Origin of the sequence: Streptomyces sp. HUAS YS2 (genome assembly GCF_033343995.1) — a bacterium.
GTDB classification, from domain to species: Bacteria; Actinomycetota; Actinomycetes; order Streptomycetales; family Streptomycetaceae; genus Streptomyces; species Streptomyces solicathayae.
Window position 1 is genome coordinate 5,682,076 of record NZ_CP137573.1, and the last position, 25,888, is coordinate 5,707,963.

The following is a 25,888-nucleotide window of genomic DNA, read 5'->3' on the forward strand; positions in this document are numbered from 1 at the left end:
TCCACCGCATCCACTGCTGTACGGAACTCTGCGAAGGGCTCAGCCATGACGACCCGAACTCGGAACCGCGTCGCGCTCGGGCTCGCCGCGGGCGGCCTGACGGCCGTGCTCGCGGCCTGCGGCGGGGGCGACGGCGACGGCGGGGGCTCGACGACGCCTCCGCCCGCGCAGAACGGGGTGACGAAGGTCGACGCGGATCTGGCCGACTTCCGCATCACGCTGTCCGAGAAGACCTTCGAACCCGGCGTCTACGACTTCGTCGCCAAGAACACCGGCGGGCACGACCATGCCCTGGAGATCGAGGGCCCCGGCGGGGAGAACAGGTCCGAAACGGTCGAACCCGGCGCCTCGACCACGCTCCGGGTGACCCTGAAGTCCGGCACCTACGAGGTCTACTGTCCGGTCGACGGGCACAAGGACCAAGGGATGAAGACGGAGATCACGGTCGGCGGCGCGGAGGCCCCCACGAACGAGCCCCCGTCCCCGGGCACCGGCTACTGACCGACCGTGTCCCGTTCCGCCTTGCGGCGGGCGGCGTCCTCGTCCGTCGCCGCGTCGTACGCCAGGAGTCTCGGCAGGGCGGCCGCCAGCACGGCGACCGACGCCACGCACGCGACGCCGCCCGTCCAGACGGACGCCCGCGTCCCCGTCCAGCCCGCCATCGCCCCCGCGCGGAGCTGGCCCAGCTGCGGGCCGACGCTGTACGAGAGCACCTCGATGCCCGCCAGACGGCCCCGGAGCTCCTCCGGGATCGTCTGGTTCCAGATCGTCGAGCGGCCGAGCCCGCTCAGCATGTCGCCCGCACCGGCGAACGCCAGGCACACCAGCACCAGCCACACGTTCGAGAACCAGCCCGCCGCGGCGATCGCCAGGCCCCACCCCGCCGCGCCGCCCGCCACGAGCAGCCCGTGCCGCCGTACCTTCGACGTCCAGCCGCTGGTCAGGCCCACCAGCAGCGAGCCCACCGAGCCCGCCGCGTACATCAGGCCGAGCGACCAGTCCGCGTCCAGCTCGTCCGCGAGGAACGGGAAGACCGCGTTCGGGAAGGCGAAGAACATCGCCGCCAGGTCGATCGCGTACGTGCCCAGGAGAACCGGCCGGGACCAGGCGTACCGCGCGCCCTCCACGATCCCGCGCAGCGAGGGCCGGTCCGCGTCGTGCGCGGCCGGCGCGGGCGCCAGCCGCAGACACAGCAGGACGGACACGGCGAACGTGCCCACCGTCACCGCGTACGCCGTCGAGTGCCCCGCGAACGCCACCACCAGACCCGCCAGCGAGGGCCCGGCGATAGCGCCGACCTGCCAGCGCAGCGAGTTCAGCGCGGCCGCAGCGGTCTGCTGGTCGTGCGGCACGATCCGGGCCATCAGCGAGTCCAGCGCCGGGCGCTGGAGCCCCGCGAGTGCCGACACGCCCGCCGCCACCACGTACAGCGGCCACAGCGCAGGCTCCGGCGCCACCGCGTTCACCAGCAGCACCACGGCCAGCAGGCCGAGTCCCGCCTCCGTGCCGAGGATGACCTTCCGCCGGTCCACCGCGTCCGCCAGCGCGCCGCCGTACAGCCCGAAGACCACCAGCGGGACCAGCTCCACCGCACCCATCGCGCCCACCGCGAGCGGCGAACCGGTCAGCTCCTTGATCTGGAGCGGCAGCGCGACCAGCGCCATGAAGCTGCCGAAGTACGTGACGAGACCCTGGACCCAGAGCAGCCGGAAGTCGCGCGACGAGCGCCACGGCGAGAGGTCGGGGAGAACGGAGGAGAGGGACACGGGGCGCCATGCTCCGCGCCGCCGGAACCCGCGGCAACCGAATTACCGCGCCGTGGGGTGCGGTGTCACCAGCGTGCGGGCGGTGGGGACGTCAGCTGGTCCGCGAGCCGGGAGAGCCGGTCGCGGAAGCCGCGCCGCGCGCCCGGCGCCACCGTGGGCAGGCCGTTCTCGCCGGTCGCCGCGCTCACCAGGTGCTGCACGGTGTCGAGGTCGACCTCCGCCGCGCCCTCGGCCACGGTCAGCGTCTCGTGCGCGAGGCCGTGCACCTCCGCGTCCCCGCCGTCGAGCGACAGGACCGTCGCCCCGGCCCGGCGGGCGTCGTGCACCCGTTCCAGGAGCGGCGCGTCCGGCCGCCGGGGCGCCACCATCAGCAGCGTCGATCCGCGTCCGGCCGACTCCAGGCGGCTCAGGCCCACCGCGAGATGGGCCGGGTCGCCGGGCCGTGCCCGGTGCCGCACCAGCGTCGGCGCCAGCTCGGGCCGGCCGGACCAGGCCGCCTCGTCCACCAGGTGCGCGGCCAGATGCCACGGCTCGTACTGCGCCGTGCCCACCAGCAGCAGACCACCGCCGTGGGGCAGCACCGAGGAGCGCAGGGCACCGGCGAACCGGCGGGCCGCCGCCGGCCACTCGGTCCCCGCCAGCACTTCACGCAGCAACGCGACACGTACGGCATCCATGGCACCGCATCCTGCCGTCGGCCCGGCCCGTCCGCCGCCGGTTCCGGGCACCTCACCCGTACGGGAAACCGACCGCGGCCCGTCACCCGCCGCCGACCGGCCAGTAATGTCGGGGCCATGACTTCCACTGACAGTGCGCAGAAGGCTCCCGCCAAGGACCCGTGGGACCTCCCGGACGTCTCCGGGCTCGTCGTCGGCGTCCTCGGCGGCACCGGTGACCAGGGCCGGGGCCTCGCCTACCGGCTCGCCCGCGCGGGCCAGAAGGTGATCATCGGGTCCCGGGCCGCCGAGCGGGCCGAGACCGCCGCCGCCGAACTCGGCCTCGGCATCGAGGGCGCGGACAACGCCGAGTGCGCGCGGCGCAGCGACATCGTGATCGTCGCCGTGCCGTGGGACGGGCACGCCAAGACGCTGGAGTCGCTCCGCGACGAGCTGGTCGGCAAGCTCGTCGTCGACTGCGTCAACCCGCTCGGCTTCGACAAGAAGGGCGCGTACGCGCTGAAGCCGGAGGAGGGCAGCGCTGCCGAGCAGGCCGCCGCCCTGCTGCCGGAGTCGCGGGTCACCGCCGCGTTCCACCACCTGTCCGCGGTCCTGCTCCAGGACGAGTCGATCGAGGAGATCGACACGGACGTGATGGTGCTCGGCGAGGTCCGTGCCGACACCGACCTCGTGCAGGCGCTGGCCGGCCGCATCCCCGGCATGCGCGGCGTCTTCGCGGGCCGTCTGCGCAATGCCCACCAGGTCGAGTCGCTGGTCGCCAACCTGATCTCGGTGAACCGCCGCTACAAGGCCCACGCGGGCCTGCGCGTCACCGACGTCTGACCGACGCGCCCGGCCGAGGCCGGGCCGACGCCCGCCGGACACGTCCGGCCGATGTCGGGCCGGAACGGGGCATGGGGGACACTGGACGGGCACCGCACGCCGTACCCGGACAGGAGCCGACCCCCATGCCCCGCCTCGCTCTGTACGCCCTCGTCGTCTGCGCCCTCGCGGTGACGGCGGCCGTCGTCTCCTTCGTCTCGGGCAGCTGGCTCGGCGTGATCTGGGTGCTGCTCGCCGGTCTGTCCTCCAACATGGCCTGGTACTACATCCGCCGGGCGAAGACCGCGGCCGCGCAGTCCTGACGCCCGTGCGGGCCCGTCAGACCCCGCAGACCTCCGGTGCCGTCTCCCAGAAGCGGTACAGCTCCCAGCCGCAGGACCGGTCGAACGGCCGTACCCCGAGGGACTGCAGCAGCGCGTCGATCCCGTCGAAGAAGGCCCCGCCGATCGCCGGGACGAACAGCAGCGCGATCACCACGAAGAAGCCGTACGGCGCGTACGGCTCGATCTTCCGCCGGAAGCCGTGGCTGAGCCACGGCTCGACCACGCCGTAGCCGTCCAGCCCCGGCACCGGCAGCAGGTTCAGCAGCGCGGCCGTGATCTGGAGCATCGCGAGGAACGCGAGCGCGTACCGGAAGGCGAGCGGCACCCCGTCGAGGGCGTCCAGCCAGAACGGCGCCGTGCAGACGACCGCGAACAGCACGTTCGTCAGCGGGCCGGCCGCCGAGATCAGGCTGTGTCTCCAGCGGCCCCGGATCCGGTGCCGTTCGATGAACACCGCGCCGCCCGGCAGACCGATGCCGCCCATGATCACGAACAGCAGCGGCAGGATGATGCTCAGCACGGCGTGCGTGTACGCGAGCGGATTCAGCGTCAGGTAGCCCTTCGCGCCGACCGTCAGGTCGCCGCTGTGCAGCGCGGTGCGGGCGTGCGCGTATTCGTGCAGACAGAGCGAGACGATCCAGGCCGCCGACACGAACAGGAAGATCGCCACGCCCGGCGAGGACGCGAAGTCCGTCCACACCGCCCAGCCGCTCACGGCCATGACGGCGAGGATCGCCAGGAAGACCGGGCTGATCCGGCGTTCGTGCCTGCGCGTGGTCGCCGTGGGCATTGGGCGGCTCCTCGGGCTCGTGCGGGTGGAGGTGGCGCGGTTTCGGTGGTGCGGGTCCTTCATCATCGGTGCTCGTCGTGCCGGTCGAACGTTCCGCGGGGGCCGTGGAGTTCCTGGCGTGGCGACCTCTCGCCGTTCCGCCGGCGGCGGACGGGGAGAATGGGGGGCGTGCGCTACTCCGTCCTCGGTTCCACGCAGGTCCACACGGCCGACGGGACGCCCGTCCCGGTCGGCGGGCCCCGGCTGCGGGCCCTGCTGACCGCGCTCGCGCTGCGCGCGGGGCGGGCCGTCCCCGTCGGCGTCCTGGTGGCGGAGGTGTGGGACGGCGACCCGCCGGCCGACGGGGTCGCCGCGCTCCAGGCGCTCGTCGGACGCCTTCGCCGGGCCCTCGGCCACGACACCGTCGCCTCGGCGGAGGGTGGCTACCGGCTCGCGGCCGAGCCCGGCGACGTGGACCTGTTCCGGTTCGACGGCCTGGTCGGCGAGGGCGTACGGGAACTCGCGGCCGGCGACCCCGAGCAGGCGGCGCCGCTGCTCGACGAGGCGCTCGGGCTCTGGCGCGGGCCGGTCCTCGCCGACCTGCCGGACCGCACGGCGGAGGCCGCCCGCTGGGAGGCCCGCCGGCTGGCGGCCCGCCGGGCCCGCGCGGAGGCCGTACTGGAGCGAGGCGGCGCGGAGTCGGCGCTTCCGGAGCTCGCCGCGCTCACCGCGGAGCACCCGCTCGACGAGTCCCTCCAGGCCCTGCGCCTGCGCGCGCTGCGCGCGGCGGGCCGCCCCGCGGAGGCGCTCCAGACGTACGACGCCGTCCGCCGCCTCCTCGCCGACCGGCTCGGCGCCGACCCCGGCCCCGAACTCCGCGCCCTCCACGCGGAGCTGCTGTCCCCCGGGACGGAGCACACGGTGCCGCCCGCCGGTCCGTCCGGCCCCGGCGGCCCGGGCGGCTCGGCGCCGCAGCCGGGCGTCGGCCCTGTGGGCCCGGCCCCCGTGGGCCCGGCCCGTGCCGGAGCACGCGGGACGGGGCTCAGGCACACGGTGCCGCCCGCCGGTCCGTCCGGCCCAGGCGCCCGCGGCGAGGCGCCGCCGGTCTTCGGTGGTACACCGGCCGGCCAGGCGTCGCCGCCGGACGCCGGCGCTGCCGCCCCGGCCCGTGCCGGAGCCCCGGGGACGGAGCACGTGGTGCCGCCCGCCGGACCGCCCGGCCCCGGCCCGGCCGCCCAGGCCGCCGCCGGGTCCGGCGGCCTGCCCCTCGGCGCCGGCCACGCCACCCCCGCTCCGCACCCCCGTCCCACCCCGCACACCCCGCCCCTCGGCAACCTCCGCGCGCGGCTCACCAGCTTCGTCGGGCGGGAGGACGACATCGCCGCCCTCCAGGAGGACCTGCGGACCGGCCGGCTCGTCACCCTCCTCGGCCCCGGCGGCGCGGGCAAGACCCGGCTCTCCCAGGAGGCCGCCGACCGCGTCGGCGGAGCCTGGCCCGACGGCGTCTGGCTGGTCGAACTCGCCTCCGTCACCGACCCGGAAGCCGTCACCGAGGCCGTCCTCGGCGCGCTGGGCGCCCGCGAGACCGTCCTGCGCGGCGCAGGCGCCGAGGGACTGCGTCTCGGGGAGGACCCGATCGGCCGGCTCGTCGAGCACTGCGCCGGGCGCCGGATGCTGCTCCTGCTGGACAACTGCGAGCACGTGGTGGGCGCGGCGGCGACGCTGGCGGAGCTGCTGCTCGCACGCTGTCCCGGCGTGACGGTGCTGGCGACGAGCCGGGAGCCGCTGGGCGTGCCGGGGGAGTCGGTGCGACCGCTGGGGCCGCTGCCGCAGGACACGGCCGTGCGGCTGTTCGGCGAGCGGGGGGCGGCGGTGCGCCCCGGCTTCGACGCCGCCGACGATCCGGACGCGGCGGCGGAGATCGTGCGCCGCCTGGACGGCATGCCGCTGGCGATCGAGCTCGCGGCGGCCCGGCTGCGCATGCTGACGCCGCGCCAGATCGCGGACCGCCTGGACGACCGGTTCCGGCTGCTGACCTCGGGCGCGCGTACGGTCCTGCCCCGGCAGCAGACGCTGCGGGCGGTCGTCGACTGGTCCTGGGAGCTGCTCGGCGAGGCGGAGCACGCGGTGCTGCGCCGCCTCTCGGTGTTCACCGGCGGCTGCGACCTGGAGGCGGCGGAGGCCGTCTGCGGCACGCCGGGCGGGCCCGACGTGCTCGACCTGCTCGGTTCCCTCGTCGACAAGTCCCTCGTCGTCGCCACACCGGGCGAGACCGGCATGCGCTACCGGCTCCTGGAGACCGTCGCCGAGTACGCGGCCGAGCGGCTCGACGAGGCGGGCGACCGGGCGGCCGCGGAGCGCCGCCACCTCACCCACTACCGGGAACTCGTCCGCCTCACCGACCCCGAGCTGCGCACCGGCCGCCAGGTCGCGGCCGTCGCCCGGCTCGGGCTCGAGTACGGCAATCTGCGCACCGCGCTGCAGCGTGCCGTCGAGGCCCGGGACGAGCACGAGGGACTCGTCCTCGTGCACGCGCTGCTCTGGTACTGGCAGATGCGCGACCTGCGCGCCGACGCCCTGCACTGGGCCGAGGCGGTCGCCGCGCTCGGGCCCGACCCGTTCGGGCCGTCGGTCCCGCCCGTCGTCCCGCTGCACGAGCCGTGCACCGCCGCGCCGCCGCCGCTGGTCGAGGAGCAGCTGTGGGAGGCCCGGCGCGGGGTACGGCTGATCGAGCTGCTCAACATGGACCACGAGACAGGCCGGTGGACCAGGCCCGAGGGCGTCGCGCGGCTGCGGCGGATCACCGCCGTCTATCCGCCGGGTCTCCCGCAGACCTGCCGGCTGCCCGGCTCCTTCGTCGTCTTCGGCGTCCTGCTCATCGGCGAGCCCGGCCGGATGCGCGAGGCCCTGGACGCCAACGTGGCCGCCTGCCGCCGCCACGGCTACGAGTGGGAGCTCGCCAACGCCCTCCAGCTGCGTGCCAATCTGCTCGCCAACCGCTCCGACTGGGCCGAGCAGGCCTGCGCCGACGCCGAGGAGAGCCTGACGATCTTCGTCCGGCTCGACGACGCCTGGGGCGCGGCCGAGGCGCTGTCCTCGCGCGCCGAGGCCCGCGAGCGGCAGCTCGAGTTCAAGGGCGCCGCCGAGGATTTCGCCGCCGCCATCGAGTACGCGCAGCGGATCGGCGCCCAGTCGCAGATGGCGCTGCTGCGGGCCCGCTACGCCGACATGCTGATCGAGACCGGTCGCCGGGAGGAGGCCGAGGTGATCCTGCGGGAGGTCGTCGAGGGCGCGCACGGCCGCGGCCACGAGCCGATGCTCGCCGCCCGGATCTTCCTCGCGCTGCTCCTCGGCCGGACCGGTCGCACCGCCGAGGCCCGTACCCATCTGCTGCGGCTGCTCGACGACTTCAGCAACGAGACCCTGTCCATCTTCGAGGGCTTCACGCTCGGCAGCCTGGCGTGGGTGGACAACCTCGACGAGCGGTACGACTCGGCCTTCGAGCTCGCCGGCAAGGCGTACGGCCGTTCCCTGGGCGCGCTGTCGATGATGGTCGCCCCGCAGATGCCGGCGATCCATCTGATCACCGCCGCCTGGGCGCTGGCGGGGCTCGGCGGCCCCGGGGCCCGTACCGCCGCGGTGCTGCTCGGCGCGTACGAGGGGCTGCTCCCGGCCGCGCACCTGCCGCCGCCGATGGAGCGGGAGAACCTCGCCCGGGCCACCGAGCTGGCCCGGTCGCGCCTCGGCGCGGCGGAGTTCGAGGCCGCGTACGCCGAAGGCGACGGCCTCTCCTTGGAGGAGGCCGCCGCCCTGCTCGACCGCGCCGACGCGATCAGAAGACGCGCCGAGTCCTGAACCCCCGTAGGCCCCCGAACCCCCGTACGCCTCCGACCCCAGGGCCGGTCAGGTCTTCTTGCGGAACTTGGCGACGGCGAGCGGCGCGGTGATCACCGTGATCGCCAGCGACCAGCCGAGCGTCATCCACACGGAGTCGGCGACCGGGCCGCCCATCATCAGGTTCCGGGCGGCGTCGGCGAGGTTCGACAGCGGGTTGTAGTCGGTGAAGGTCTCCAGCCAGCCGGGCATCGAGGTCGGCGGGGCGAAGATCGAGGAGCCGAACTGCAGGGGCATCAGCACGAGCATGGCCATTCCCTGGACGGCCTGGGCCGTCTTCATGGTGAGACCGAGCAGGATGAAGATCCACATCAGCGAGGCGCCGAAGACCGCGGACAGCCCGATCGCCGCGAACATGCCCAGGACGTTCGTCTGGATCTCCATGCCGAGCAGGAAGCCCATGCCGAGCAGGATCGCGGTGGCGACCATCATCCGGCCGAGCTCGACGACGATCTTCGCGATGAGGACGGAGGACCGGGCGATCGGCATCGTCCGGAACCGGTCCATGACCCCCTTCTTGAAGTCGTCGTTGATGCCGACTCCGACGCCCATGGCGATGTTCATGCCCATCATCGCCATCATGCCGGGCGTCACGTAGTTGACGTACGCGGTGTTGTTGCCCTTGCCGGCGATCGCGCCGCCGAAGACGTACACGAAGAGCAGGATGAAGATGATCGGCATGAAGACCGCGTCGAACATCGACTCCGGGTCCTGCTTGATCTGCAGCACGTTGCGCCGGGCCAGTGCGCCGATGTGGCGGAGGTTGGCCCGCAGGCCGATCCGGCCCTCGCCGGCGGGCACCCGCTTCGCGGGCGCGGGAACGCCGGCGTCGACCGGCGACTGGGGGAGCGTGGTGGTGCTCATGCGGCGACCTCCTGGGCGGTCGGGTCGGAGACGGCGGCCTTCTCGCCGGTGATGGCGAGGAACACCTCGTCGAGGCTGGGCAGATGGGTGCCGATGTCGGCGATGGCGTAGCCGCGGGCGCCGAACAGGCCGACGACGGCGGTCAGCTGGTCGTCGCTCAGGATCGGCACGTACAGCGCGCCGTCGTCCGGGACGACGCTCGCGCCGGCCAGGCCGTCGAGACCGGTCTCGCGCAGCGCTGCGGCCATCGCGGGCAGGTCGGCCGGGTCGGCCGGGCGGACCTTCAGGGTGCGCCCGCCGACCCGAGTCTTCAGCTCGTCGACCCGTCCGTTGGCGATGACCTTGCCGCGGTCGACGACCGTCAGCTCGCTCGCCAGCTGCTCGGCCTCCTCCATGTACTGGGTGGTGAGGAGGACGGTCGCGCCTTCGGCGACCATCCGGCGGACCTCGTCCCAGACCTCGTTGCGGGTGCGCGGGTCGAGACCGGTGGTGGGCTCGTCCAGGTACAGCACGGCCGGGCTGCCGATCATCGAGGCGGCCAGGTCGAGCCGGCGGCGCATGCCGCCGGAGTACTGCATCGCGGGGCGCTTGGCGGCCTCGGTCAGCGAGAACCGTTCGAGGAGCTCGTCGGCGCGGCGCCGGGCGTCCCCCCGGGACAGGTCGAGCAGCCGGCCGATCATGTAGAGGTTCTCCCAGCCGGAGAGCTTCTCGTCGACGGAGGCGTACTGGCCGGTGAGGCCGATGGTGCGGCGGAGCTGTCGGGGCTGCCGCACCACGTCGTAGCCGGCGACGACGGCGGTGCCGGCGTCCGGGACGAGCAGGGTGGACAGGCAGCGGACGAGGGTGGTCTTGCCGGCGCCGTTGGGGCCGAGCACCCCGAGGACGGTGCCCTCGCGGACGTCGAGGTCGACTCCGTCCAGCGCCTTCGTCTCGCCGAAGTGCTTCACGAGGCCCCGTACCTCGACGGCGTTGGTGTGTGATCGCGTCATGTCCCTCATGGGACCAGCCGCCACCGACAACCCACCGACAGACGGCCGACAGCCCCGCCGACAGCCCCCGACAGACCCCGGACACGCCGACAGCCCGCCGATGGGGGAAGTCGGCGGGCTGTCGTCCGTACCGCAGTGGCCAGTGCGTGCAGGGGCCGGCGGGACTAGTGGAAGGTGTGCTCCTCGGCGGGGAACGCCCCGCCGCTGACGTCCTCCGCGAAGGCGCGCGCGGCGTCGCCGAGCGTGGCGCGGAGGTCGGCGTACTGCTTGGTGAACCGCGGCACCTTGCCGCCGGTCAGGCCCGCCATGTCGGTCCAGACGAGGACCTGCGCGTCGGTGCCGGCGCCGGCGCCGATGCCGATGGTCGGGATGTGCAGCGAGCGGGTGACCTCGGCGGCCAGCTCGGCCGGCACCAGCTCCAGGACGACCGCGAACGCGCCCGCGTCCTGGGCCGCCTTCGCGTCGCTGAGCAGCCGGTGCGCGGCCTCGTCGGAGCGGCCCTGCACCCGGTAGCCCATGGTGTTCACGGACTGCGGGGTCAGGCCCAGGTGGGACATGACCGGGATGCCGGCCTGGACGAGCAGCTCGGTCTGCGGGAGGGAGCGTTCGCCGCCCTCCAGCTTGATCGCGCCGACACCCGCGTCCTTGACCAGCCGGGTGGCGTTGCGCAGGGCCTGGACGGGCCCTTCCTGGTACGAGCCGAAGGGGAGGTCGCCGACGACGAGGGCGCGCTTGGTGCCCCGTACGACGGCGGCCGACAGGAGCGTCATCTCGTCCATCGTGACGGGCACGGTGGTGTCGTAGCCGAGGTGACAGTTGCCCATCGAGTCCCCGACGAGGATGACCGGGATGCCGGCCTCGTCGAAGACCGACGCGGTCATCGCGTCGTAGGCGGTGAGCATGGGCCACTTCTCGCCGCGGGTCTTCGCGGCGGCGATGTCGTGGACGGTGATGCGGCGCGTGCCCTTGCCGCCGTACAGCGCCTTGCTGCTGTCGGGTGCCTGCTTCTGGGCAGCCTGAAGCGTCATGGTGAACGGCTCCTTCGTCATCTCGAGGCGCCCTGACGGCGTCCCCGGACCAGATCCATGGTGGCACTTCGCGCGGCGGCGGGGGAAGTACGCCGGAGCGGCGGGTCAGTGGCGCTGTTCACACCCAGGAACTCACACCCGGGAAACGTAAAGAATTTATATACGAGACGGTCTCGTATCGAAAATGGGCTACGCTGGTCCGCATGTCGCAGCCTTCCCTCGGTCTCCCGCCGTCCCGCGTCCCGGAGGCCGTCCACCGCAGGCGCTGGGCGATCCTCGGCGTCCTCATGCTGAGCCTGCTCATCGTCGTCCTCGACAACTCGATCCTGAACGTCGCCGTCCGGACGATCGCCGCCCCCGCGCCCACCGGCATCGGCGCCACCCAGGGCGAGCTGGAGTGGGCCATCAACTCCTACACGCTCGTCTTCGCCGGGCTGCTGTTCACCGCGGGGCTCCTCGGCGACCGGCTCGGCCGCAAGAAGGTGCTGCTCGCCGGTATCACCGTCTTCGGCATCGGCTCGGCGCTCGCCGCCCTGTCCGGCACACCCGGCGAGCTCATCGGCTACCGGGCCGTGATGGGCCTCGGCGGGGCGTTCGTGATGCCCGCGACGATGGCGGTCCTGATGAACGTCTTCGAGCGCGACGAGCAGCCCCGCGCCATCGGCATCTGGGCCGGCGGCGTCGGCCTGGCCATCGCCATCGGCCCGATCACCGGCGGTATCCTCCTGGAGCACTTCTGGTGGGGGTCGATCTTCCTCGTCAACGTGCCCGTGGTGCTGGTCGCGCTCGCGCTGATGGCCTGGCTGGTACCGGATTCCAAGGACCCGCGGCCGGGCCGGATCGACCTGCCGGGCGTGCTCCTGTCGGTGCTCGGCCTGGTCCTGCTGGTGTACGGGATCATCCGCAGTGGCGAGCTCGGCAGCGTCACGGACGTCACCGTCCTCGTGCCGGTCCTCGGCGGCCTCGCGGTGCTCGCGCTGTTCGTGCGGCACGAGAAGCGCAGCGACCACCCGGCCGTCGACATGTCGTACTTCGGCAAGCCGGCCTTCTCGGCCGCGGTCGCCGCGATCGCCCTGGTCTTCTTCTCCCTGATGGGCGTCACGTTCTTCTCGGCGTTCTACCTGCAGAGCGTGCGGGGGTACAGCGCCCTGCAGGCCGGGCTGCTGATCCTGCCGCTGGCCGTCGCGCAGACGGTCTTCGCGCCCCGGGCCCGGCTGGTCGTCGAGCGCTTCGGCACGAAGGCCGTGTGCACGGCCGGCATGCTCGCGGTCGCCGTCGGGCTCGGGGCCTTCGCGCTCTTCGACGCGTCGACGCCGGTCTGGCTGATGGAGGTCGTCTTCTTCGTCCAGGGCGCCGGGATGGCGCACATCATGACGCCGGTCACCGTGGCCGTGATGCAGGCGCTGCCCCGCGAGAAGGCCGGCTCCGGCTCGGCGATCAACAACACCTTCCGCCAGGTCGGCGGCGCGCTCGGCGTCGCCGTCCTCGGCTCGGTGCTCTCCAGCACCTACCGCGGCGAGATCGAGGGACACCTCGGCGCGCTCCCGGCGGGGCTGCGGGAGACCGCGGGGGAGTCCATCGAGGCCACCCTCGGCGCCGCCTCGACGCTCGGCCCGGCGGGGAAGGCGCTGCTGGCCCCCGCGTACGACGCCTTCCTCGACGCCATGCACGTCACCGCCCTCGCCTCGGCGGGCGTCGCCCTGGTCGGCGCCCTGGTGGTGGCCCGCTACCTGCCCGGCCGCGGGCCGGCGGGCGCCGCCGCCCCCGGAGCCTCCGCGGTGCCGGAGCGGCCGGCGGAGGCGGGAGAATCGGTGCGGTAGGAAAAGATCACCGCGGACGAGAGGTGAAGCGGAACGTGACCCTGGAAGAAGAGCCGCCCGCCGGCCCCGCCCGGCGCGGCCGCCCCCGCAGCGAGGCGGCCGAGCAGGCGATCATCGGGGCCGTGATCGCCCTCCTGGAGGAGGGCGTACCGCTCGTCGGGCTGTCCATCGAGCGGATCGCCCGCACCGCCGGCGTCGGCAAGGCCACGATCTACCGTCGCTGGCAGGGCAAGGAGGAGCTCTTCGTCGACGTCGTCCGGTCGATCGAGCCGCCGGACCCGGTCCTGCCCGGCACCTCCGTCCGCGACGACCTGATCGTGATGCTCTCGACGATGCGCGAGCGCGGCCTGGCCAAGCGCTCCGCGCTGCTGCGGAACGTGTTCTCCCAGATGCAGCTCTATCCGAAGCTCTGGGAGCAGTACCACCGCATCGCCATCGAGCCGCGCCGCCGGCTCGGCATCGACGCGCTGCGCCGCGGCGTCGAGACCGGCGAGATCCGCGCCGACCTCGACCTGGAGCTGGTCAACGACCTCTTCGTCGGTCCGCTGCTGCTCCGTACGGTCCTCCAGCCCGCCGCCGACCTCTCCCCGGACTTCCCCGCGTCGGTCGTCGACGCGATCCTGGACGGGGTGCGCCCCCGGGACTGACCCACACGAATGTGCGCGTTCTGTCACAGCCGTTCCACCCGTGCCACCTGCAGGAACCCGCCACGCCGATCCGTCGTCCTCGTGGCAGTACGGCCGACCCGTCATCGCCTACTGTCGACGTCGGGTCGCGGAGCGGCACAGCAGCACGGGCAAGGCAGTGAGGACGGCGTGATGGCGCGAGTGGACATGACGGAGACGGAGAACGGCGACGTGCGGAACGACCGTCCCCGCTCGCGGTTCCGGTCCCTCGCCCAACGGCTCCGGCACGACCCGGGGATCTGGCGGCGCGGCGTCCTGCTCGCGGTGTGCGCCGTGCTCCTGACGCTGCTCATGGTGTTCCACGCCGAAATCCCCAACCGCGTCGGCAACCTCGGCAGCCTCACCGAGACCTTCCTGCCCTGGCTCGGCCTGTTCGTCCCGGTCCTCCTGGTCCTCGCGCTGGTACGGCGCTCGGCGACCGCGCTGATCGCTCTGCTTCTCCCCGCGCTCGTCTGGCTCAACCTGTTCGGCGGGCTACTCACCGACAAGTCGGGGACGGGCGGCGACCTGACCGTCGCCACCCACAACGTCAACGCCGAGAACCCCGACCCCGCGGGCACCGCGCGGCTGCTCGCCGCGTCCGGCGCCGACGTGGTGGCCCTGGAGGAACTCGCCCCGCACATGGTCAAGGTCTACGAGGACGCCCTGGCCGGGGCGTACAAGTACCACGACGTCCAGGGCACGGTCGGGCTGTGGAGCAAGCACCCGATGCGCGACACCCGCCCCGTCGACATCCGGATGGGCTGGACCCGCGCCATGCGCTCCACGGTCACCACCCCGCAGGGCGAGGTCGCCGTGTACGTCGCCCACCTGCCGTCCGTACGGGTCCGGATGGACGCCGGCTTCACCGCCAACCAGCGCGACGACAGCGCCGACCACCTCGGCGAGGCCATCGCCGACGAGCCGCTGGAGCGGGTGGTCCTGCTCGGCGACCTCAACGGCACCATGAACGACCGCTCGCTCAAGGCCGTCACCTCCCAGATGCGGTCCACCCAGGGCGCGGCCGGCGACGGCTTCGGGTTCAGCTGGCCCGCGTCGTTCCCGATGGCCCGGATCGACCAGATCATGGTCAAGGGCGTCGAACCGGTGACCTCCTGGTCGCTGCCCCGCACGGGCAGCGACCACCTTCCGGTCGCCGCCCGCGTGCAGCTCTGAGCCCTCGTTCCCGGTGAACCGTCAGGCGTGTTCCCGCCACCGGTTGGTGATGGGGAGCCGGCGGTCCTTGCCGAAGCCCTTCGCGGAGATCTTCGTGCCCGGCGGGTACTGCCGGCGCTTGTACTCGGCGGTGTCGACCAGCCGCAGCGTCCGCGCGACCAGCTCCGGGTCGAAGCCCGCCGCGACGATCGCCTCCCGGCCCTGGTCACGGTCGACGTACAGCTCCAGGAGCCGGTCCAGGACGTCGTAGTCCGGCAGCGAGTCGGTGTCCACCTGGTCCGGGCGCAGTTCGGCGCTCGGTGGCTTCGCGATGGAGTTCTCCGGGATCGGCGGGACCTGCCCGCGCTCCTCCGCGGCCCGGTTGCGCCAGCGGGCGAGCCGGAACACCGTCGTCTTGTAGACGTCCTTGATCGGGCCGTACGCGCCGACGGAGTCGCCGTACAGCGTCGAATAGCCCACCGCCAGCTCGGACTTGTTGCCGGGCGCCAGCACGATCTGGCCCTCCTGGTTGGAGATCGCCATCAGCATCGTGCCGCGCAGCCGGGACTGCAGGTTCTCCTCCGCGAGCCCGGTCAGGCCCAGCGCGTCCATGTACGCGTCGAACATCGGGGCGATCGGCACGATGCGGAAGTTGAGCCCGGTCCGCCTGGCCAGTTCGGCCGCGTCGCCCTTGGAGTGGTCCGAGGAGTACTTCGAGGGCATGGAGACGCCGTACACGTTCTGCGGGCCGAGCGCGTCGCAGGCGATCGCGGCGACCAGCGCCGAGTCGATGCCGCCGGACAGGCCGATCAGCACGGACGAGAAGCCGTTCTTCGCGGCGTACGCGCGCAGGCCCACGACCAGCGCCGAGTACACCTCCTCGTCGTCGTCGAGCCGGTCCGCGTAACCGCCGGTCAGCTGCGGCTCGTACGAGGGCACCGGCTCCTCGGAGAGCACCACCCGCTCGATCCGCAGCCCGTCGTCGACGACCCCGGTGGGGGCGTCGGCCCGCGCCGCGGGCAGGTCGAGGTCGAGCAGCACGCTGCCCTCGGAGAACTGCGGGGCGCGCGCGATCACTTCGCCGTCCCGGTCGACGACGATCGAGTCGCCGTCGAAGACCAGCTCGTCCTGGCCGCCCATCATCGCCACGTACGCGAGGGTGCAGCCCGCCTCCTGGGCGCGCTTGCGGACGAGTTCGAGCCGGGTGTCGTCCTTGTTCCGCTCGTACGGGGAGGCGTTGACGGAGATCAGCAGCCCGGCGCCGGCGCTGCGGGTGGCCGGCACCCGGCCGCCGTCCTGCCACAGGTCCTCGCAGATGGCGAGCGCCACGTCGACGCCCCGGACCCGCACGACCGGCAGCGTGTCGCCCGGCACGAAGTAGCGGTACTCGTCGAAGACGCCGTAGTTGGGCAGGTGGTGCTTGGCGAAGCGGAGCACCACCTCGCCGCGGTGCAGCACGGCCCCGGCGTTCTCGGGGGAGCCGGCGGGCCGGCCGAGCCGGGGCAGAGCCTTCTCGGAGCGGTCGAGATAGCCGACGACCACCGGGATCTCCCCGAAGCCCTCGTCCGCGAGCCGGGCCGCGAGGGCGCGCAGCGCGTCCCGGGAGGCCGCCACGAAGGACGAGCGCAGGGCCAGGTCCTCGACGGGATAGCCGGTCAGCACCATCTCGGGGAACGCGACCAGATGCGCGCCCTGCTCGGCGGAGTGCCGGGTCCAGTGGACGATCGCCTCGGCGTTCCCGGCGAGATCGCCGACGGTCGAGTCGATCTGATTCAGTGCGAGGCGTAGTTGAGGCACGCCGCCCAGTGTAATCGTCAAATCGACGCGATGTCCTGGGATCGCGGCCGCCGACCGGTCGTCCTGCCTGCCGGCCTACCCCTGAGGGGTATCCGTCGACATCGCCCGGAACACCGGGGGAGCGAACGCGCTTCTTAACTCCCGGTACCTAGCATGGGGCGCATCATGTCTCGTACGCCCCGAATCGGCGCCCCGCGGGCCGCCGTCACCCTGCTCTTACTCGGTGCGCTCGCCTACAGCGCCTGGCTGACGGAGGTCTTCGTCCGGACCGGGCTCGACCCCGTCCGGACGTACGTCTCCGAACTCGCCGCCACCGACCAGCCGTACGGGACCTTGTTCCGGACCACCGACCTGGTCGCCGGTCTGCTGCTGCTCGCGGGCTCCTGCTGGGCGCTGCTGCGGACGGAGCGCCGGCTCTGGGCGGTCGTCGGGTGGGCCGGGCTCGCGCTGTTCGGCGCGTCGACCGTGGCGGACTCGCGGCTGCCGCTGAGCTGCACACCCACCGCCGACGCGGCGTGCGCGGCCCGCGAGGCCGCCGGTCTCGTCCCCCTCACCCATACGGCGCACGCCACCAGTTCGGCGCTCGCCATGGTGGGCGCGCTGGTCGGGATGGTCGCCCTGACCGTCGCGGCCCGCCGCTACCGCGACCGGCCGCCGCTCGCCCGTACCGGAGCGGTGCTGGTCGTCGTCGGGCTCGCCGCCACCGGCTGGACCCTGGGCGCGATCGCCGCGTTCGAGGCCGGGAACGGCACGTGGGGGCTGGGGGCGGCGCAGCGGGTCCAACTCCTGTGCGTGGTGGCCTGGATCGTCGTCCTCGCGGTGGCCGAGCGCCGGGCGGCCGCCCCGGCCGCCCCGGCCGAGCGGCCCCGGGCAGGGGCGGCGCGGTGAGCGCGGAGCGTTTCGTACGGGTCGGGGGAGTGGCGCACCACGTCGTCGTCGACGGGACCGGGCCGGTCTGCGTGCTGAGCGCGGGACTGGCGATGAGCTGGTTCGACTGGGACCCCGTCGTCCCGCTGCTGGCCCCGTACCGGACCGTCGTCCGTTTCGACCGCCCCGGCCACGGCCTGTCCGCCCCCGCGCCCGCCGCCCCGAGCGCCGCCGCCGAGGCCCACCGGATCGCCGGCCTGCTGGACGCCCTCGGGCTGCCGGGCCCGGCCACCGTCGTCGGCCACTCCCTCGCCGGGTTCCACGCCGAGGCGTTCGCGCGGATGCACCCCGGCCGCACCGCCGGGCTCGTCCTCGTCGACTCCTCCGTCGAGGAGCACGCCCGCGTCCCGGCCGCCCCCGCCCTGCGCACCGCCGCGGTCAGCGGCCTCGGCGCCGTGCTGACGGCCCTCGGCGTGCCCGCCGCGGTCGGCCCGCTCGCCCGGCGGGCCGCGGTACGGCTCTCCCGGCACTCGGGCGGCGACCCGGCCCCGGCCGCCCTGGTCCGCCGCTGCTACGCGACCTCACGGGTCATGAACGGCGCGCTCCTGGAGAACGCCCACTACCGGGCCGTCGCCGCCGAGCTCCTCGCGCTGCGCGCGCGGTCGCCGCTGCCGGCCGGCCTCCCGGTCACCGTCCTCGCCGCGCCCGACGGCTCGCCCCGCTGGGCGGAGCGCCAGCGCGGACTGGCCCGGCGGCTCGGCGCCCGCTTCGAGGCGGTCGAGCCGTCGGGCCATCTGATGATGCTGGACCGGCCGGACGCGGTGGCCCGGGCGGTTCTGGACCTGGATCAGTGCGACGTGTAGACGCGCGCGCAGAACTCCTTGATCTGGTCGTCGTCCAGGTGCTGCGCCAGGTCGGCCTCGCTGATCATGCCGATCAGGCGCTTGTTCTCGATCACGGGCAGCCGCTTGATCTGGTGGCCCGTCATCTCGTTCAGTACCTCGCTGACGTCGGAGCCCGCCTCGATCCAGCGCGGGGTGCCCTCGGCCATCTGGCCGCAGGTGATCTTCGCCGGGTCGTGGCCCATGGCGACACACTTCACGACGATGTCGCGGTCCGTGATGATGCCGCAGAGCCGCTCCTCCTCGTCCGCGATCGGCAGCGCGCCCACGTCGAGGTCGCGCATCATCTGGGCGGCCCGGTCGAGCGTCTCGTGCCGGGCGATCCACTGGGCGCCGGTGTGCATGATGTCCTTGGCCGTGGTCATGGGGTGCGTACCTCCGTAGAAACGTCGTGCGTACGTCCCCGAGCACCCCTCATTGTCCGTGGACGGCGCGGCCCCCGCGACTGCAGCGGGTCGCGGGGGCCGGCCGGCCGTACGGCACGGGCTCAGGCGCGCGGGGCCGCGCCCCGCTTCTTCAGCAGGTCCGTCATCAGGTCGATCTCCGACTGCTGGGCGTCGACCATGCCCTGCGCCAGGTTCCGCTCGACCTCCACGGAGCACCGCTCGACACAACCCTGGGCCATGTGCACGCCGCCCCTGTGGTGGTCGATCATCAGCTGGAGGTAGAAGACCTCGGCCTGCCGGCCGCTCAGCGTGTTCAGCTTCGCCAGGTCCGCGGCCGTGGCCATGCCCGGCATGAGGGCGCCCTCGGGCATGTGCATGCCCATGTCCATCCAGGTCATCGGCTCGGTCCCGGACTCCACCTTCGGCAGCCCCCACAGGTCCAGCCAGCCCAGCATCATGCCGCGCTGGTTGGCCTGCGTGTTGGCGATGTCGTACGCGAGGCGGCGCACCTCCTCGTCCTGCGTGCGGTCCCGCACGATGAACGACATCTCCACCGCCTGCTGGTGATGGACCGCCATGTCACGGGCGAAACCCGCGTCCGCCGACTCCCGGGTGGGCGTCGCGGCCGCGGCGGGCTCACCGCCCCACGCGCTGCTCACCGTCGCGTACCCGGCGAAGAGCAGCGCGAGGACGACCGCGGTGATCGCCACCCAGTGCGTGCGGTTCAGCCTCACTGACCCATCCCCGCACCGGTCTGGCCCTCCGCGCCCATCCCGCCGGTGCACGCGGCGCCCGGCTCGGGGGTCTGCGGGCCCTGGACGTACTTGGTGAAGAACTGGTCGACGCGCGGGTCGTCCGCGCCGTCCACGGTGACCTGCTTGCCCCAGGCGGACAGCATGATGGCGCCGGCCTGGTCCTTCACCGGGCTCATCAGGGAGTACGGGGTCTTGCCGACCTTCGTCTCCAGCTTCTTCACGTCACCGGCGTCGGCCTTGTCGTTGTACGTCACCCAGACGGCCCCGTGCTCCAGCGAGTGCACGGCGTTCACCTCGGGGACGGCCTTCTTGTAGACGTCGCCGGAGCAGTTCATCCACACCTGGTGGTGGTCGCCGCCCACCGCGGGCTTCATCGGGTACGTCACCGGAGTGGTGACGTGGTTGCGGCCGAGCTTCTTGGCGTCCCAGGACTTCTCGTCCTTCACCGGAGCCTTGGCGGCGGCCTCCTTCTGCTCCTTCTCGTTCGACTCCTTGTTGAGCACCCAGCCGCCGAAGCCGACGAGGCCGAGGGTGACGACACCGGCGATGCCCAGGGTCAGGATCCGGTTGCGGCGCTCACGGGCCTGCTCGGCCTTGCGCATCTCCTCTATTCGGGCGCGGCGGTCGGCGGTGGCGGAGCGGTTGGCAGCCATGGGGAAACGTCCTTCTTCGTGAAATGCGGAATGGTCGGCGTGCATGCGGGACACGTGCGTGCGGGACAGACAGGCCCGGCTATGTCCGCAGAACCTGGAGGACGTGCAGGTCCGGCGCGCGCGGGCGGGCGCCGGAGCGCGGGATCCGGCCGCCGCCGTCCGAGGCGGCGGCGCGGGGCACGGGACCGGCCGCCTCGACCGGCGCGGCCGGCGGCGGGGCGGTGAGCACCGCGGGGCTCAGGGCGGGGAGGAGACGGCAGTCGCCGCGGTCGTACGGGCAGAGGTACTCGTTCAGGGCATGGGGCCCGACCGGAGCAACCGTCCGGCCGGCCGTGATCCCGTCCCCGCCGTGCGAGGGCCCGGCGACGCCGTGCGAGGGCCGGCCGATGTCCGGACAGAGGAGGAGTACGCCGAGCAGCGCCGCCACGGCACTCAGCAGTGCCATGGGACGCGCGTGACGTGGGATGCGGACGTGCCGCGGGACCCCCATGGGCCGAGATCGTAGTGGTCCGCGCCCCTCCACCGGCAGGGTGGGCGGGAACGATCGGGCGAATACCGGTCGGGATCGGCCGCTCCCCCGTTACCTGCGCCACATCTGAACAGGCAGTATGGGTGTGCAACGTGCACGAAACCATGTGGTGGGATGCTCAGGTGCCCCCCGATGAGCCCCGAGGCGGTGGGAGCAGGCGGCCTGACCAGCAAGGATGGGTAGGAACGTAGATGGACAAGCAGCAGGAGTTCGTCCTCCGTACGCTCGAGGAGCGCGACATCCGGTTCGTGCGCCTGTGGTTCACCGACGTGCTCGGCTTCCTCAAGTCGGTCGCCGTGGCCCCCGCCGAGCTCGAGCAGGCCTTCGACGAGGGCATCGGCTTCGACGGCTCGGCGATCGAGGGCTTCGCCCGGGTCTACGAGTCCGACATGATCGCCAAGCCCGACCCGGGAACCTTCCAGATCCTGCCGTGGCGGGCCGAGGCCCCCGGCACCGCGCGGATGTTCTGCGACATCCTCATGCCGGACGGCTCGCCGTCCTTCGCCGACCCGCGCTTCGTGCTCAAGCGGATGCTGGCCAAGACCTCGGACCTCGGCTTCACCTTCTACACCCACCCCGAGATCGAGTTCTTCCTGCTGAAGGACAAGCCGCTGGACGGCAGCCGGCCGACCCCCGCGGACAACTCCGGCTACTTCGACCACACCCCGCAGAACGTCGGCATGGACTTCCGCCGCCAGGCCATCACGATGCTCGAGTCCATGGGCATCTCCGTGGAGTTCAGCCACCACGAGGGCGCGCCCGGCCAGCAGGAGATCGACCTGCGCTACGCCGACGCGCTCTCCACGGCCGACAACATCATGACCTTCCGCCTGGTCATGAAGCAGGTCGCCCTCGAGCAGGGCGTGCAGGCCACGTTCATGCCGAAGCCGTTCTCCGAGTACCCCGGCTCGGGCATGCACACCCACCTGTCGCTCTTCGAGGGCGACCGGAACGCGTTCTACGAGTCGGGCGCGGAGTACCAGCTGTCGAAGGTGGGCCGCTCCTTCATCGCCGGCCTGCTCAAGCACGCCGCCGAGATCTCGGCCGTCACCAACCAGTGGGTCAACTCCTACAAGCGCATCTGGGGCGGCTCGGCCCGCAGCGCGGGCGCGGGCGGCGAGGCCCCCTCGTACATCTGCTGGGGCCACAACAACCGTTCGGCCCTGATCCGGGTCCCCATGTACAAGCCCGGCAAGACCGGCTCCGCCCGCGTCGAGGTCCGCTCCATCGACTCCGGCGCGAACCCGTACCTGACGTACGCGGTGCTGCTCGCCGCGGGCCTGAAGGGCATCGAGGAGGGCTACGAACTCCCGGCCGGCGCCGACGACGACGTCTGGGCCCTCTCCGACGCCGAGCGCCGCGCGATGGGCATCGCCCCGCTCCCGCAGAACCTCGGCGAGGCGATCGACCTGATGGAGAAGAGCGAACTGGTCGCCGAGACGCTGGGCGAGCACGTCTTCGACTTCTTCCTGCGCAACAAGAAGCAGGAGTGGGAGGAGTACCGCTCCGAGGTCACCGCCTTCGAACTGCGGAAGAACCTGCCGGTTCTGTAAGCGCAGGTCAGAGCAGTTAGAGCCTGGAAATGACGCTCAGGGCCGACGGTGGCGAACCGTCGGCCCTGAGCCGTCTCACACGGCCTGGGCCGTCCCTGGGCCGTCGGACGTCGGATCGGGGCCCTCGTTCGAGCAGCGGCAGGACACGTCGCGCGGCAGTCGGCACGTCGCTGTTCCAGCGGCTGATCGCTGCCACAGCCGCGCGCCGCAGGGATGAATCCTCAAGCAGGAGGGCGCCAACGTAGCCATCCAGTGCCGCCGCCCCGAAGCCGGCGAACGCCCGCAACAGTCGACCCGGCGGCTCAACGCGCCCGGGTCGCGGCAGGCTGCCCCGCACCACCCGCCGCCGGTTGCATCGACGGGCGCTCCCGGCCGGGGAGCGTCACGGGCAGCCCGGGGTCAGCCGCCACCCGAGCCGGCCGAGGCCGAACCGCCAGAGGTCCAGCGGGAGTTGGGCTGCGGCCGATCGCGCGTGCTGCGCTCGGTGCGCAGCGCCACCACGATCCCACCCGGGCCGAGCAGAGCCTTCAACGCGTCGGCGAGCCGCTGCGGGTCGCCGCCGAACGGGAGCGCGATCCGCTCCCGGGAGCCCCGTAGGACGAGTTCCAGCGCGAGCGTGGAGACGGCCGGCTTGTAGTCCCCCTGGTACGGCTCCACCACCTTGTGCGTCAGTCGCACCTCGCGCAGGGTCTCGACGGGCAGCCAGACGTCCGGCCCGGCGCCCCGGACCAGCCGCAGGGACGCGGGCTCCCCGGCCGGAGCGAACTCCACCCGCAGGATGTCCCGGGCCCGGGAAAAGGCCAGCGCCGACCAGCCGATCAGGTACTCCAGCCCGGCGATCACCCCCACCACCACGAACACGGTCGACGCCCGCGTCCCGGCCAGCGCCATCCAGAGGGCGACGACCAGGGTCGGCCCGCCCAAGGCGAGCGGAGTGAACAGCGCCGGCCCCACCGAGATCAGCGCGTTCCACACCGGCCCGGTCGGGCCGGCGCGCAGGACCAGATCCGTCGAGTCGGGGCCTTGTCTCAACAAGGGATCGGTGGCCATGCCTCCAGCGTAGGACCGGCCCGCAAGAGCGCCTCGACCATATCCGGCCAATGGGGCACGACTTCTGACGGCCCGTAGCCCTCAGCCGGCGGGCACGGCGGGCTCCCAGCGCTCGAACCACGGGTCGGGCCACTGCTCGGCGGCGGCCATCGGCGGCCCGTGCGGCGCGGTCCAGAACATTCCGGCCTGCTCGTCGGGCGACGGGAGCGGCGGGCGGGTCATCTCGATGTAGCGGGCGGTCTTGGTGCGGCCCCGGTCGACGACGACGCCGCGGGCGGCCAGGACGGGCTGGAGGCGCTCGAGGCGGTCGGAGAGGACCTTGCCGGCCCCCAGGGCCCTGTCTCAGAGCAGCCACGTCTGGGTGTCGTCGCCGGTGAAGTCCGCCTGGACGAGCGGCCCGATGCCCCCGAATCCACCCTCGCCTATCTGGATGACCTTCAGGGAGTGCTCCGCCCTGATCGTGTATCCCCTCTTCTCGCCCGACGGACTGATGGCGAACAGTTGATTCTTCCCGCCGTGCCAGTCCCAGAGGATGGCCCGGGCCCCGCTCGCCGTGGACGCCCCCTCGATGTCGAGGACCTTGGGCTGGCCGGCCGGATCGTCGTTCGTCCGGAATTCCGGCGTGGCGATGCGAAAGAGACCGGACGGCGGTACGCGTTGGAACTGAATCCGCAGATCCGGCACCGAATCAGGATCGTGGTAGAGCTGCGTCATGAAGGTCGTTCCACTCACGGGAGGTGGGCGCCACTCCGCATCGACGCGCCGGCCACGTCCAATACCTTCCCCGAGGACGTGTGAAGGATCCTGTAGGAACCGTCTGCGAGTTCTTGCGCACGCCAGCGCTGAGCGGGCCCGATGAATTTCCGAACGATGCCGAATCCCTCACCGTTCAGGCCGCCCTCCGGCATCATCGCCATTTGCGTTTCCGTGTTGAACAGGGGCCCTTCGAACGACGGGCGGTAGGGGTTCTCGATGGGTTCCTCTGGCATGGGGTTCCTCCCGCCGAACGAAGCACCCCGAGTTCCTGGTCCCTGGTTCCAGGCTATGCAGCCCACACTCGTGATCGCATCCGGCCGGAAACGTGTTGACCCGGCCCGGCGGGGCCGCCGAGACTGCGGCGGTGAAGATCGAATCTGTGGTCACCGAGCGGCTGTTGCTGCACCCGCTGTCCGTCGCCGAGGCCGAGCGGATCGTCGAGGGCGAGGCCCTGCCCGGCGACCGGTGGGCCAAGGGGTATCCCGAGGACGGGAGCCGGAACGGGGGCCGTGGCTTCCTGCGCGGCTGTGCGGAGCGCGGGGACCCGGGGGTGTACCGGGCGTACGAGATACGGCGGCGGGAGGACGGCTTCGCCATCGGCGGGATCGGCTTCCACGGGCCGCCGGACGAGGAGCGGTTCGCGACCGTCGGCTACAGCCTGGTGCCGGACGCGCGCGGGCAGGGGTACGCGCGCGAGGCGCTGGGCGGGCTCATCGGGATCGCCCGTGACGCCGGAGCCGCCGGCGTGAAGGGCGACGCCAACCTGGACAACCTCCCCTCGCAGCGGGTGATGGAGGCCGCCGGGATGACGTACGCGGGCGAGGACGAGCGCGTGCGGTACTACCGGCTGGAGTTCGCGGCCGGCACCGGCTCCGCCTGACTCAGCGTTCCGACAGTTCCGACGGGGCCTCCTGGACGACCCAGGTGTTCCCGTCGGGGTCGGCGAAGGTCATGAACGAGTTCCAGGTGTCGCCCCTGCCGTCCTCCCAGCCCGTCGCGCCGACATGCCGGATCGCGCTGACCGGGACGTGGCGGTCGACGAGCTCCGCGCGGGCCGCCTCGATGTCCGTGACGCACAGCTGGAGGCCGTGCAGCGAGCCCGGGGCCATCGAGCCCGCGCCGGGGGCCTCCGGCATGCCGGACAGCATCGCGATCGAGCAGCGCGAGCCGGGCGGGGTGAGCTGGATGATGCGCACGCCGGGGGCGACCTCGTTGTCCAGGTCCACGGTGAAGCCGACCCTGTCGGCGTAGAACTCCTTCGCCCGTTCCAGGTCGGTGACGGGGACCGGTACGACTTCCAGCGTCCAGTTCATGCGCCCTCCTCAGAAGCGCCAGCGGGTCTGGCCGAACGGGTCGCCCTTCGCGAAGCCGAAGGCCGTGCGCGGGGCGACCGCGAACACCACGGCGGGTCCACCGTCGCCCACGAACGTGCCGTCCCGCACCTCGAACCGCCATTCCGCGCCGTACTTCTCCTCGTACGCCGCCGCCAGCGCCCGCAGCCGCGTCTCGTCCGTGACGCGCTCCGCCGCGCCCTCCACCACCAGGTCCGTCCCCTCGTCGAACCGGCCCGAGCCGGTGGTCAGCACGACCTCCGGGTTCTCCGCCAGGTTGCGGGCCTTGCGCTCGTCGGGGCCGGTGCAGAAATGCAGCGCGCCGGCGGACCAGACGGCGATCAGCGGGGTCACGTGGGGGCGGCCGTCCGGGCGTACCGTCGTCAGCCAGAACATCTCGGCTGCCGCCAGCCGCTCCTGCGCCTGATGCCAGGGCAGTGCCCCGGCCTTCGGGTCGCTGTAACGGGGATCCAGTTCCGTGGTCCGCGGTTCCATGATGGTTCCTCCCGATTCCTGAGGCAGTTCCTGAGGCAGTTC

General features: G+C 72.8%; 27 protein-coding genes and 1 pseudogene. 11 read left to right on the forward strand and 17 right to left on the reverse strand.

The genetic code is table 11. The features are described 5' to 3' along the window. Window positions 1-45 precede the first annotated feature (45 nt). Window positions 46-501: a copper-binding protein gene (locus R2D22_RS26345; RefSeq protein WP_318107155.1), complete on the forward strand. Its 456-nt coding sequence runs from the start codon at window positions 46-48 to the stop codon at window positions 499-501. Here R2D22_RS26345 and R2D22_RS26350 read toward each other — a convergent pair. Both R2D22_RS26350 and R2D22_RS26355 read right to left on the reverse strand, forming a co-directional pair. Beyond that, on the reverse strand, window positions 495-1,766 hold the full coding sequence (locus R2D22_RS26350) for an MFS transporter (protein WP_318107156.1): 1,272 nt from the start codon (window positions 1,764-1,766) through the stop codon (window positions 495-497). The genes R2D22_RS26345 and R2D22_RS26350 overlap by 7 nt on opposite strands. A gap of 65 nt (window positions 1,767-1,831) precedes the next feature. Then, the gene (locus tag R2D22_RS26355; protein ID WP_318107157.1) at window positions 1,832-2,443 is read right to left on the reverse strand and encodes a hypothetical protein; all 612 of its coding nucleotides are present in this window, start codon (window positions 2,441-2,443) and stop codon (window positions 1,832-1,834) included. Window positions 2,444-2,560: 117 nt separating this feature from the next. Between R2D22_RS26355 and npdG the strand changes: the two genes are divergently transcribed. Further along, entirely contained in the window at window positions 2,561-3,265 is a 705-nt protein-coding gene (gene npdG, locus R2D22_RS26360; protein ID WP_318107158.1) for an NADPH-dependent F420 reductase, read from the forward strand. Window positions 3,266-3,336: 71 nt separating this feature from the next. Further along, a complete protein-coding gene (locus R2D22_RS26365) occupies window positions 3,337-3,567 on the forward strand; it encodes a hypothetical protein (protein ID WP_318107159.1) in 231 nt (76 codons plus the stop codon). Between the two features lie 16 nt (window positions 3,568-3,583). On the opposite strand, the gene R2D22_RS26370 is transcribed toward R2D22_RS26365, so the two are convergent. Further along, window positions 3,584-4,378, reverse strand: coding sequence for a site-2 protease family protein (locus R2D22_RS26370; protein ID WP_318107160.1), 795 nt, complete (start codon window positions 4,376-4,378; stop codon window positions 3,584-3,586). 159 nt (window positions 4,379-4,537) lie between these two features. Between R2D22_RS26370 and R2D22_RS26375 the strand changes: the two genes are divergently transcribed. Further along, complete coding sequence (locus tag R2D22_RS26375; RefSeq protein WP_318107161.1) at window positions 4,538-8,212, forward strand: AfsR/SARP family transcriptional regulator; 3,675 nt, start codon at window positions 4,538-4,540, stop codon at window positions 8,210-8,212. Window positions 8,213-8,260: 48 nt separating this feature from the next. On the opposite strand, the gene R2D22_RS26380 is transcribed toward R2D22_RS26375, so the two are convergent. From R2D22_RS26380 to panB, 3 genes are all read right to left on the reverse strand, one after another. Further along, the gene (locus R2D22_RS26380) at window positions 8,261-9,115 is read right to left on the reverse strand and encodes an ABC transporter permease (protein ID WP_318107162.1); all 855 of its coding nucleotides are present in this window, start codon (window positions 9,113-9,115) and stop codon (window positions 8,261-8,263) included. After that, window positions 9,112-10,113 carry an ATP-binding cassette domain-containing protein gene (locus tag R2D22_RS26385; protein ID WP_318107163.1) on the reverse strand — a complete coding sequence of 334 codons (1,002 nt, stop codon included), beginning with the start codon at window positions 10,111-10,113 and terminating at the stop codon, window positions 9,112-9,114. The genes R2D22_RS26380 and R2D22_RS26385 overlap by 4 nt, the downstream gene beginning before the upstream one ends. 155 nt (window positions 10,114-10,268) lie before the next feature. After that, complete coding sequence (panB, locus tag R2D22_RS26390) at window positions 10,269-11,132, reverse strand: 3-methyl-2-oxobutanoate hydroxymethyltransferase (protein ID WP_318107164.1); 864 nt, start codon at window positions 11,130-11,132, stop codon at window positions 10,269-10,271. Between the two features lie 203 nt (window positions 11,133-11,335). Between panB and R2D22_RS26395 the strand changes: the two genes are divergently transcribed. The 3 genes from R2D22_RS26395 (at window position 11,336) to R2D22_RS26405 (ending at window position 14,793) form a co-directional block, all read left to right on the forward strand. After that, entirely contained in the window at window positions 11,336-12,952 is a 1,617-nt protein-coding gene (locus tag R2D22_RS26395; RefSeq protein WP_318107165.1) for a DHA2 family efflux MFS transporter permease subunit, read from the forward strand. Window positions 12,953-12,987: 35 nt separating this feature from the next. After that, window positions 12,988-13,599, forward strand: a complete 612-nt coding sequence (locus R2D22_RS26400; protein ID WP_318107166.1) for a TetR/AcrR family transcriptional regulator — start codon at window positions 12,988-12,990, stop codon at window positions 13,597-13,599. Window positions 13,600-13,770: 171 nt separating this feature from the next. Further along, window positions 13,771-14,793 carry an endonuclease/exonuclease/phosphatase family protein gene (locus R2D22_RS26405; RefSeq protein ID WP_318107167.1) on the forward strand — a complete coding sequence of 341 codons (1,023 nt, stop codon included), beginning with the start codon at window positions 13,771-13,773 and terminating at the stop codon, window positions 14,791-14,793. 21 nt (window positions 14,794-14,814) lie between these two features. Here R2D22_RS26405 and R2D22_RS26410 read toward each other — a convergent pair whose 3' ends face one another. Beyond that, window positions 14,815-16,569: an NAD+ synthase gene (locus R2D22_RS26410; RefSeq protein ID WP_318107168.1), complete on the reverse strand. Its 1,755-nt coding sequence runs from the start codon at window positions 16,567-16,569 to the stop codon at window positions 14,815-14,817. 165 nt (window positions 16,570-16,734) lie between these two features. On the opposite strand from R2D22_RS26410, the gene R2D22_RS26415 reads away from it, so the two are divergent. Together R2D22_RS26415 and R2D22_RS26420 are read left to right on the forward strand one after the other, a co-directional pair. After that, window positions 16,735-17,457, forward strand: coding sequence for a DUF998 domain-containing protein (locus tag R2D22_RS26415; RefSeq protein ID WP_318107169.1), 723 nt, complete (start codon window positions 16,735-16,737; stop codon window positions 17,455-17,457). Beyond that, a complete protein-coding gene (locus R2D22_RS26420) occupies window positions 17,454-18,299 on the forward strand; it encodes an alpha/beta fold hydrolase (RefSeq protein ID WP_318107170.1) in 846 nt (281 codons plus the stop codon). Before R2D22_RS26415 ends, R2D22_RS26420 begins: the two co-directional genes overlap by 4 nt. Here R2D22_RS26420 and R2D22_RS26425 read toward each other — a convergent pair. The 4 genes from R2D22_RS26425 to R2D22_RS26440 form a co-directional block, all read right to left on the reverse strand. After that, window positions 18,284-18,703, reverse strand: coding sequence for a CBS domain-containing protein (locus R2D22_RS26425; protein ID WP_318107171.1), 420 nt, complete (start codon window positions 18,701-18,703; stop codon window positions 18,284-18,286). The genes R2D22_RS26420 and R2D22_RS26425 overlap by 16 nt on opposite strands. 122 nt (window positions 18,704-18,825) lie before the next feature. Continuing rightward, window positions 18,826-19,452, reverse strand: a complete 627-nt coding sequence (locus R2D22_RS26430) for a DUF305 domain-containing protein (protein ID WP_318109990.1) — start codon at window positions 19,450-19,452, stop codon at window positions 18,826-18,828. A gap of 2 nt (window positions 19,453-19,454) precedes the next feature. Next, window positions 19,455-20,132 (reverse strand): DUF3105 domain-containing protein, encoded by a 678-nt coding sequence (locus R2D22_RS26435; protein ID WP_318107172.1) that lies wholly within the window; start codon window positions 20,130-20,132, stop codon window positions 19,455-19,457. Between the two features lie 79 nt (window positions 20,133-20,211). After that, a complete protein-coding gene (locus R2D22_RS26440; protein ID WP_318107173.1) occupies window positions 20,212-20,577 on the reverse strand; it encodes a hypothetical protein in 366 nt (121 codons plus the stop codon). Window positions 20,578-20,852: 275 nt separating this feature from the next. Between R2D22_RS26440 and glnA the strand changes: the two genes are divergently transcribed. Beyond that, window positions 20,853-22,214 carry a type I glutamate--ammonia ligase gene (gene glnA, locus R2D22_RS26445; RefSeq protein WP_318107174.1) on the forward strand — a complete coding sequence of 454 codons (1,362 nt, stop codon included), beginning with the start codon at window positions 20,853-20,855 and terminating at the stop codon, window positions 22,212-22,214. Between the two features lie 399 nt (window positions 22,215-22,613). Here glnA and R2D22_RS26450 read toward each other — a convergent pair whose 3' ends face one another. From R2D22_RS26450 to R2D22_RS26465, 4 genes and pseudogenes are all read right to left on the reverse strand, one after another. Beyond that, on the reverse strand, window positions 22,614-23,264 hold the full coding sequence (locus R2D22_RS26450; RefSeq protein ID WP_318107175.1) for a hypothetical protein: 651 nt from the start codon (window positions 23,262-23,264) through the stop codon (window positions 22,614-22,616). 174 nt (window positions 23,265-23,438) lie between these two features. Next, window positions 23,439-23,588: pseudogene (locus R2D22_RS26455) on the reverse strand (ATP-binding protein); the annotation flags it as partial. An 18-nt stretch (window positions 23,589-23,606) separates the two neighbouring features. After that, window positions 23,607-23,978, reverse strand: coding sequence for an RICIN domain-containing protein (locus R2D22_RS26460; protein ID WP_318107176.1), 372 nt, complete (start codon window positions 23,976-23,978; stop codon window positions 23,607-23,609). A 14-nt stretch (window positions 23,979-23,992) separates the two neighbouring features. Further along, on the reverse strand, window positions 23,993-24,253 hold the full coding sequence (locus R2D22_RS26465; RefSeq protein ID WP_318107177.1) for an RICIN domain-containing protein: 261 nt from the start codon (window positions 24,251-24,253) through the stop codon (window positions 23,993-23,995). Window positions 24,254-24,384: 131 nt separating this feature from the next. Here R2D22_RS26465 and R2D22_RS26470 point away from each other — a divergent pair, with 131 nt between their 5' ends. After that, window positions 24,385-24,900, forward strand: a complete 516-nt coding sequence (locus tag R2D22_RS26470) for a GNAT family N-acetyltransferase (protein ID WP_318107178.1) — start codon at window positions 24,385-24,387, stop codon at window positions 24,898-24,900. Window position 24,901: 1 nt separating this feature from the next. On the opposite strand, the gene R2D22_RS26475 is transcribed toward R2D22_RS26470, so the two are convergent. Then, complete coding sequence (locus R2D22_RS26475) at window positions 24,902-25,333, reverse strand: VOC family protein (RefSeq protein ID WP_318107179.1); 432 nt, start codon at window positions 25,331-25,333, stop codon at window positions 24,902-24,904. 9 nt (window positions 25,334-25,342) lie between these two features. Then, on the reverse strand, window positions 25,343-25,846 hold the full coding sequence (locus R2D22_RS26480; protein ID WP_318107180.1) for a pyridoxamine 5'-phosphate oxidase family protein: 504 nt from the start codon (window positions 25,844-25,846) through the stop codon (window positions 25,343-25,345). Window positions 25,847-25,888 lie beyond the last annotated feature (42 nt).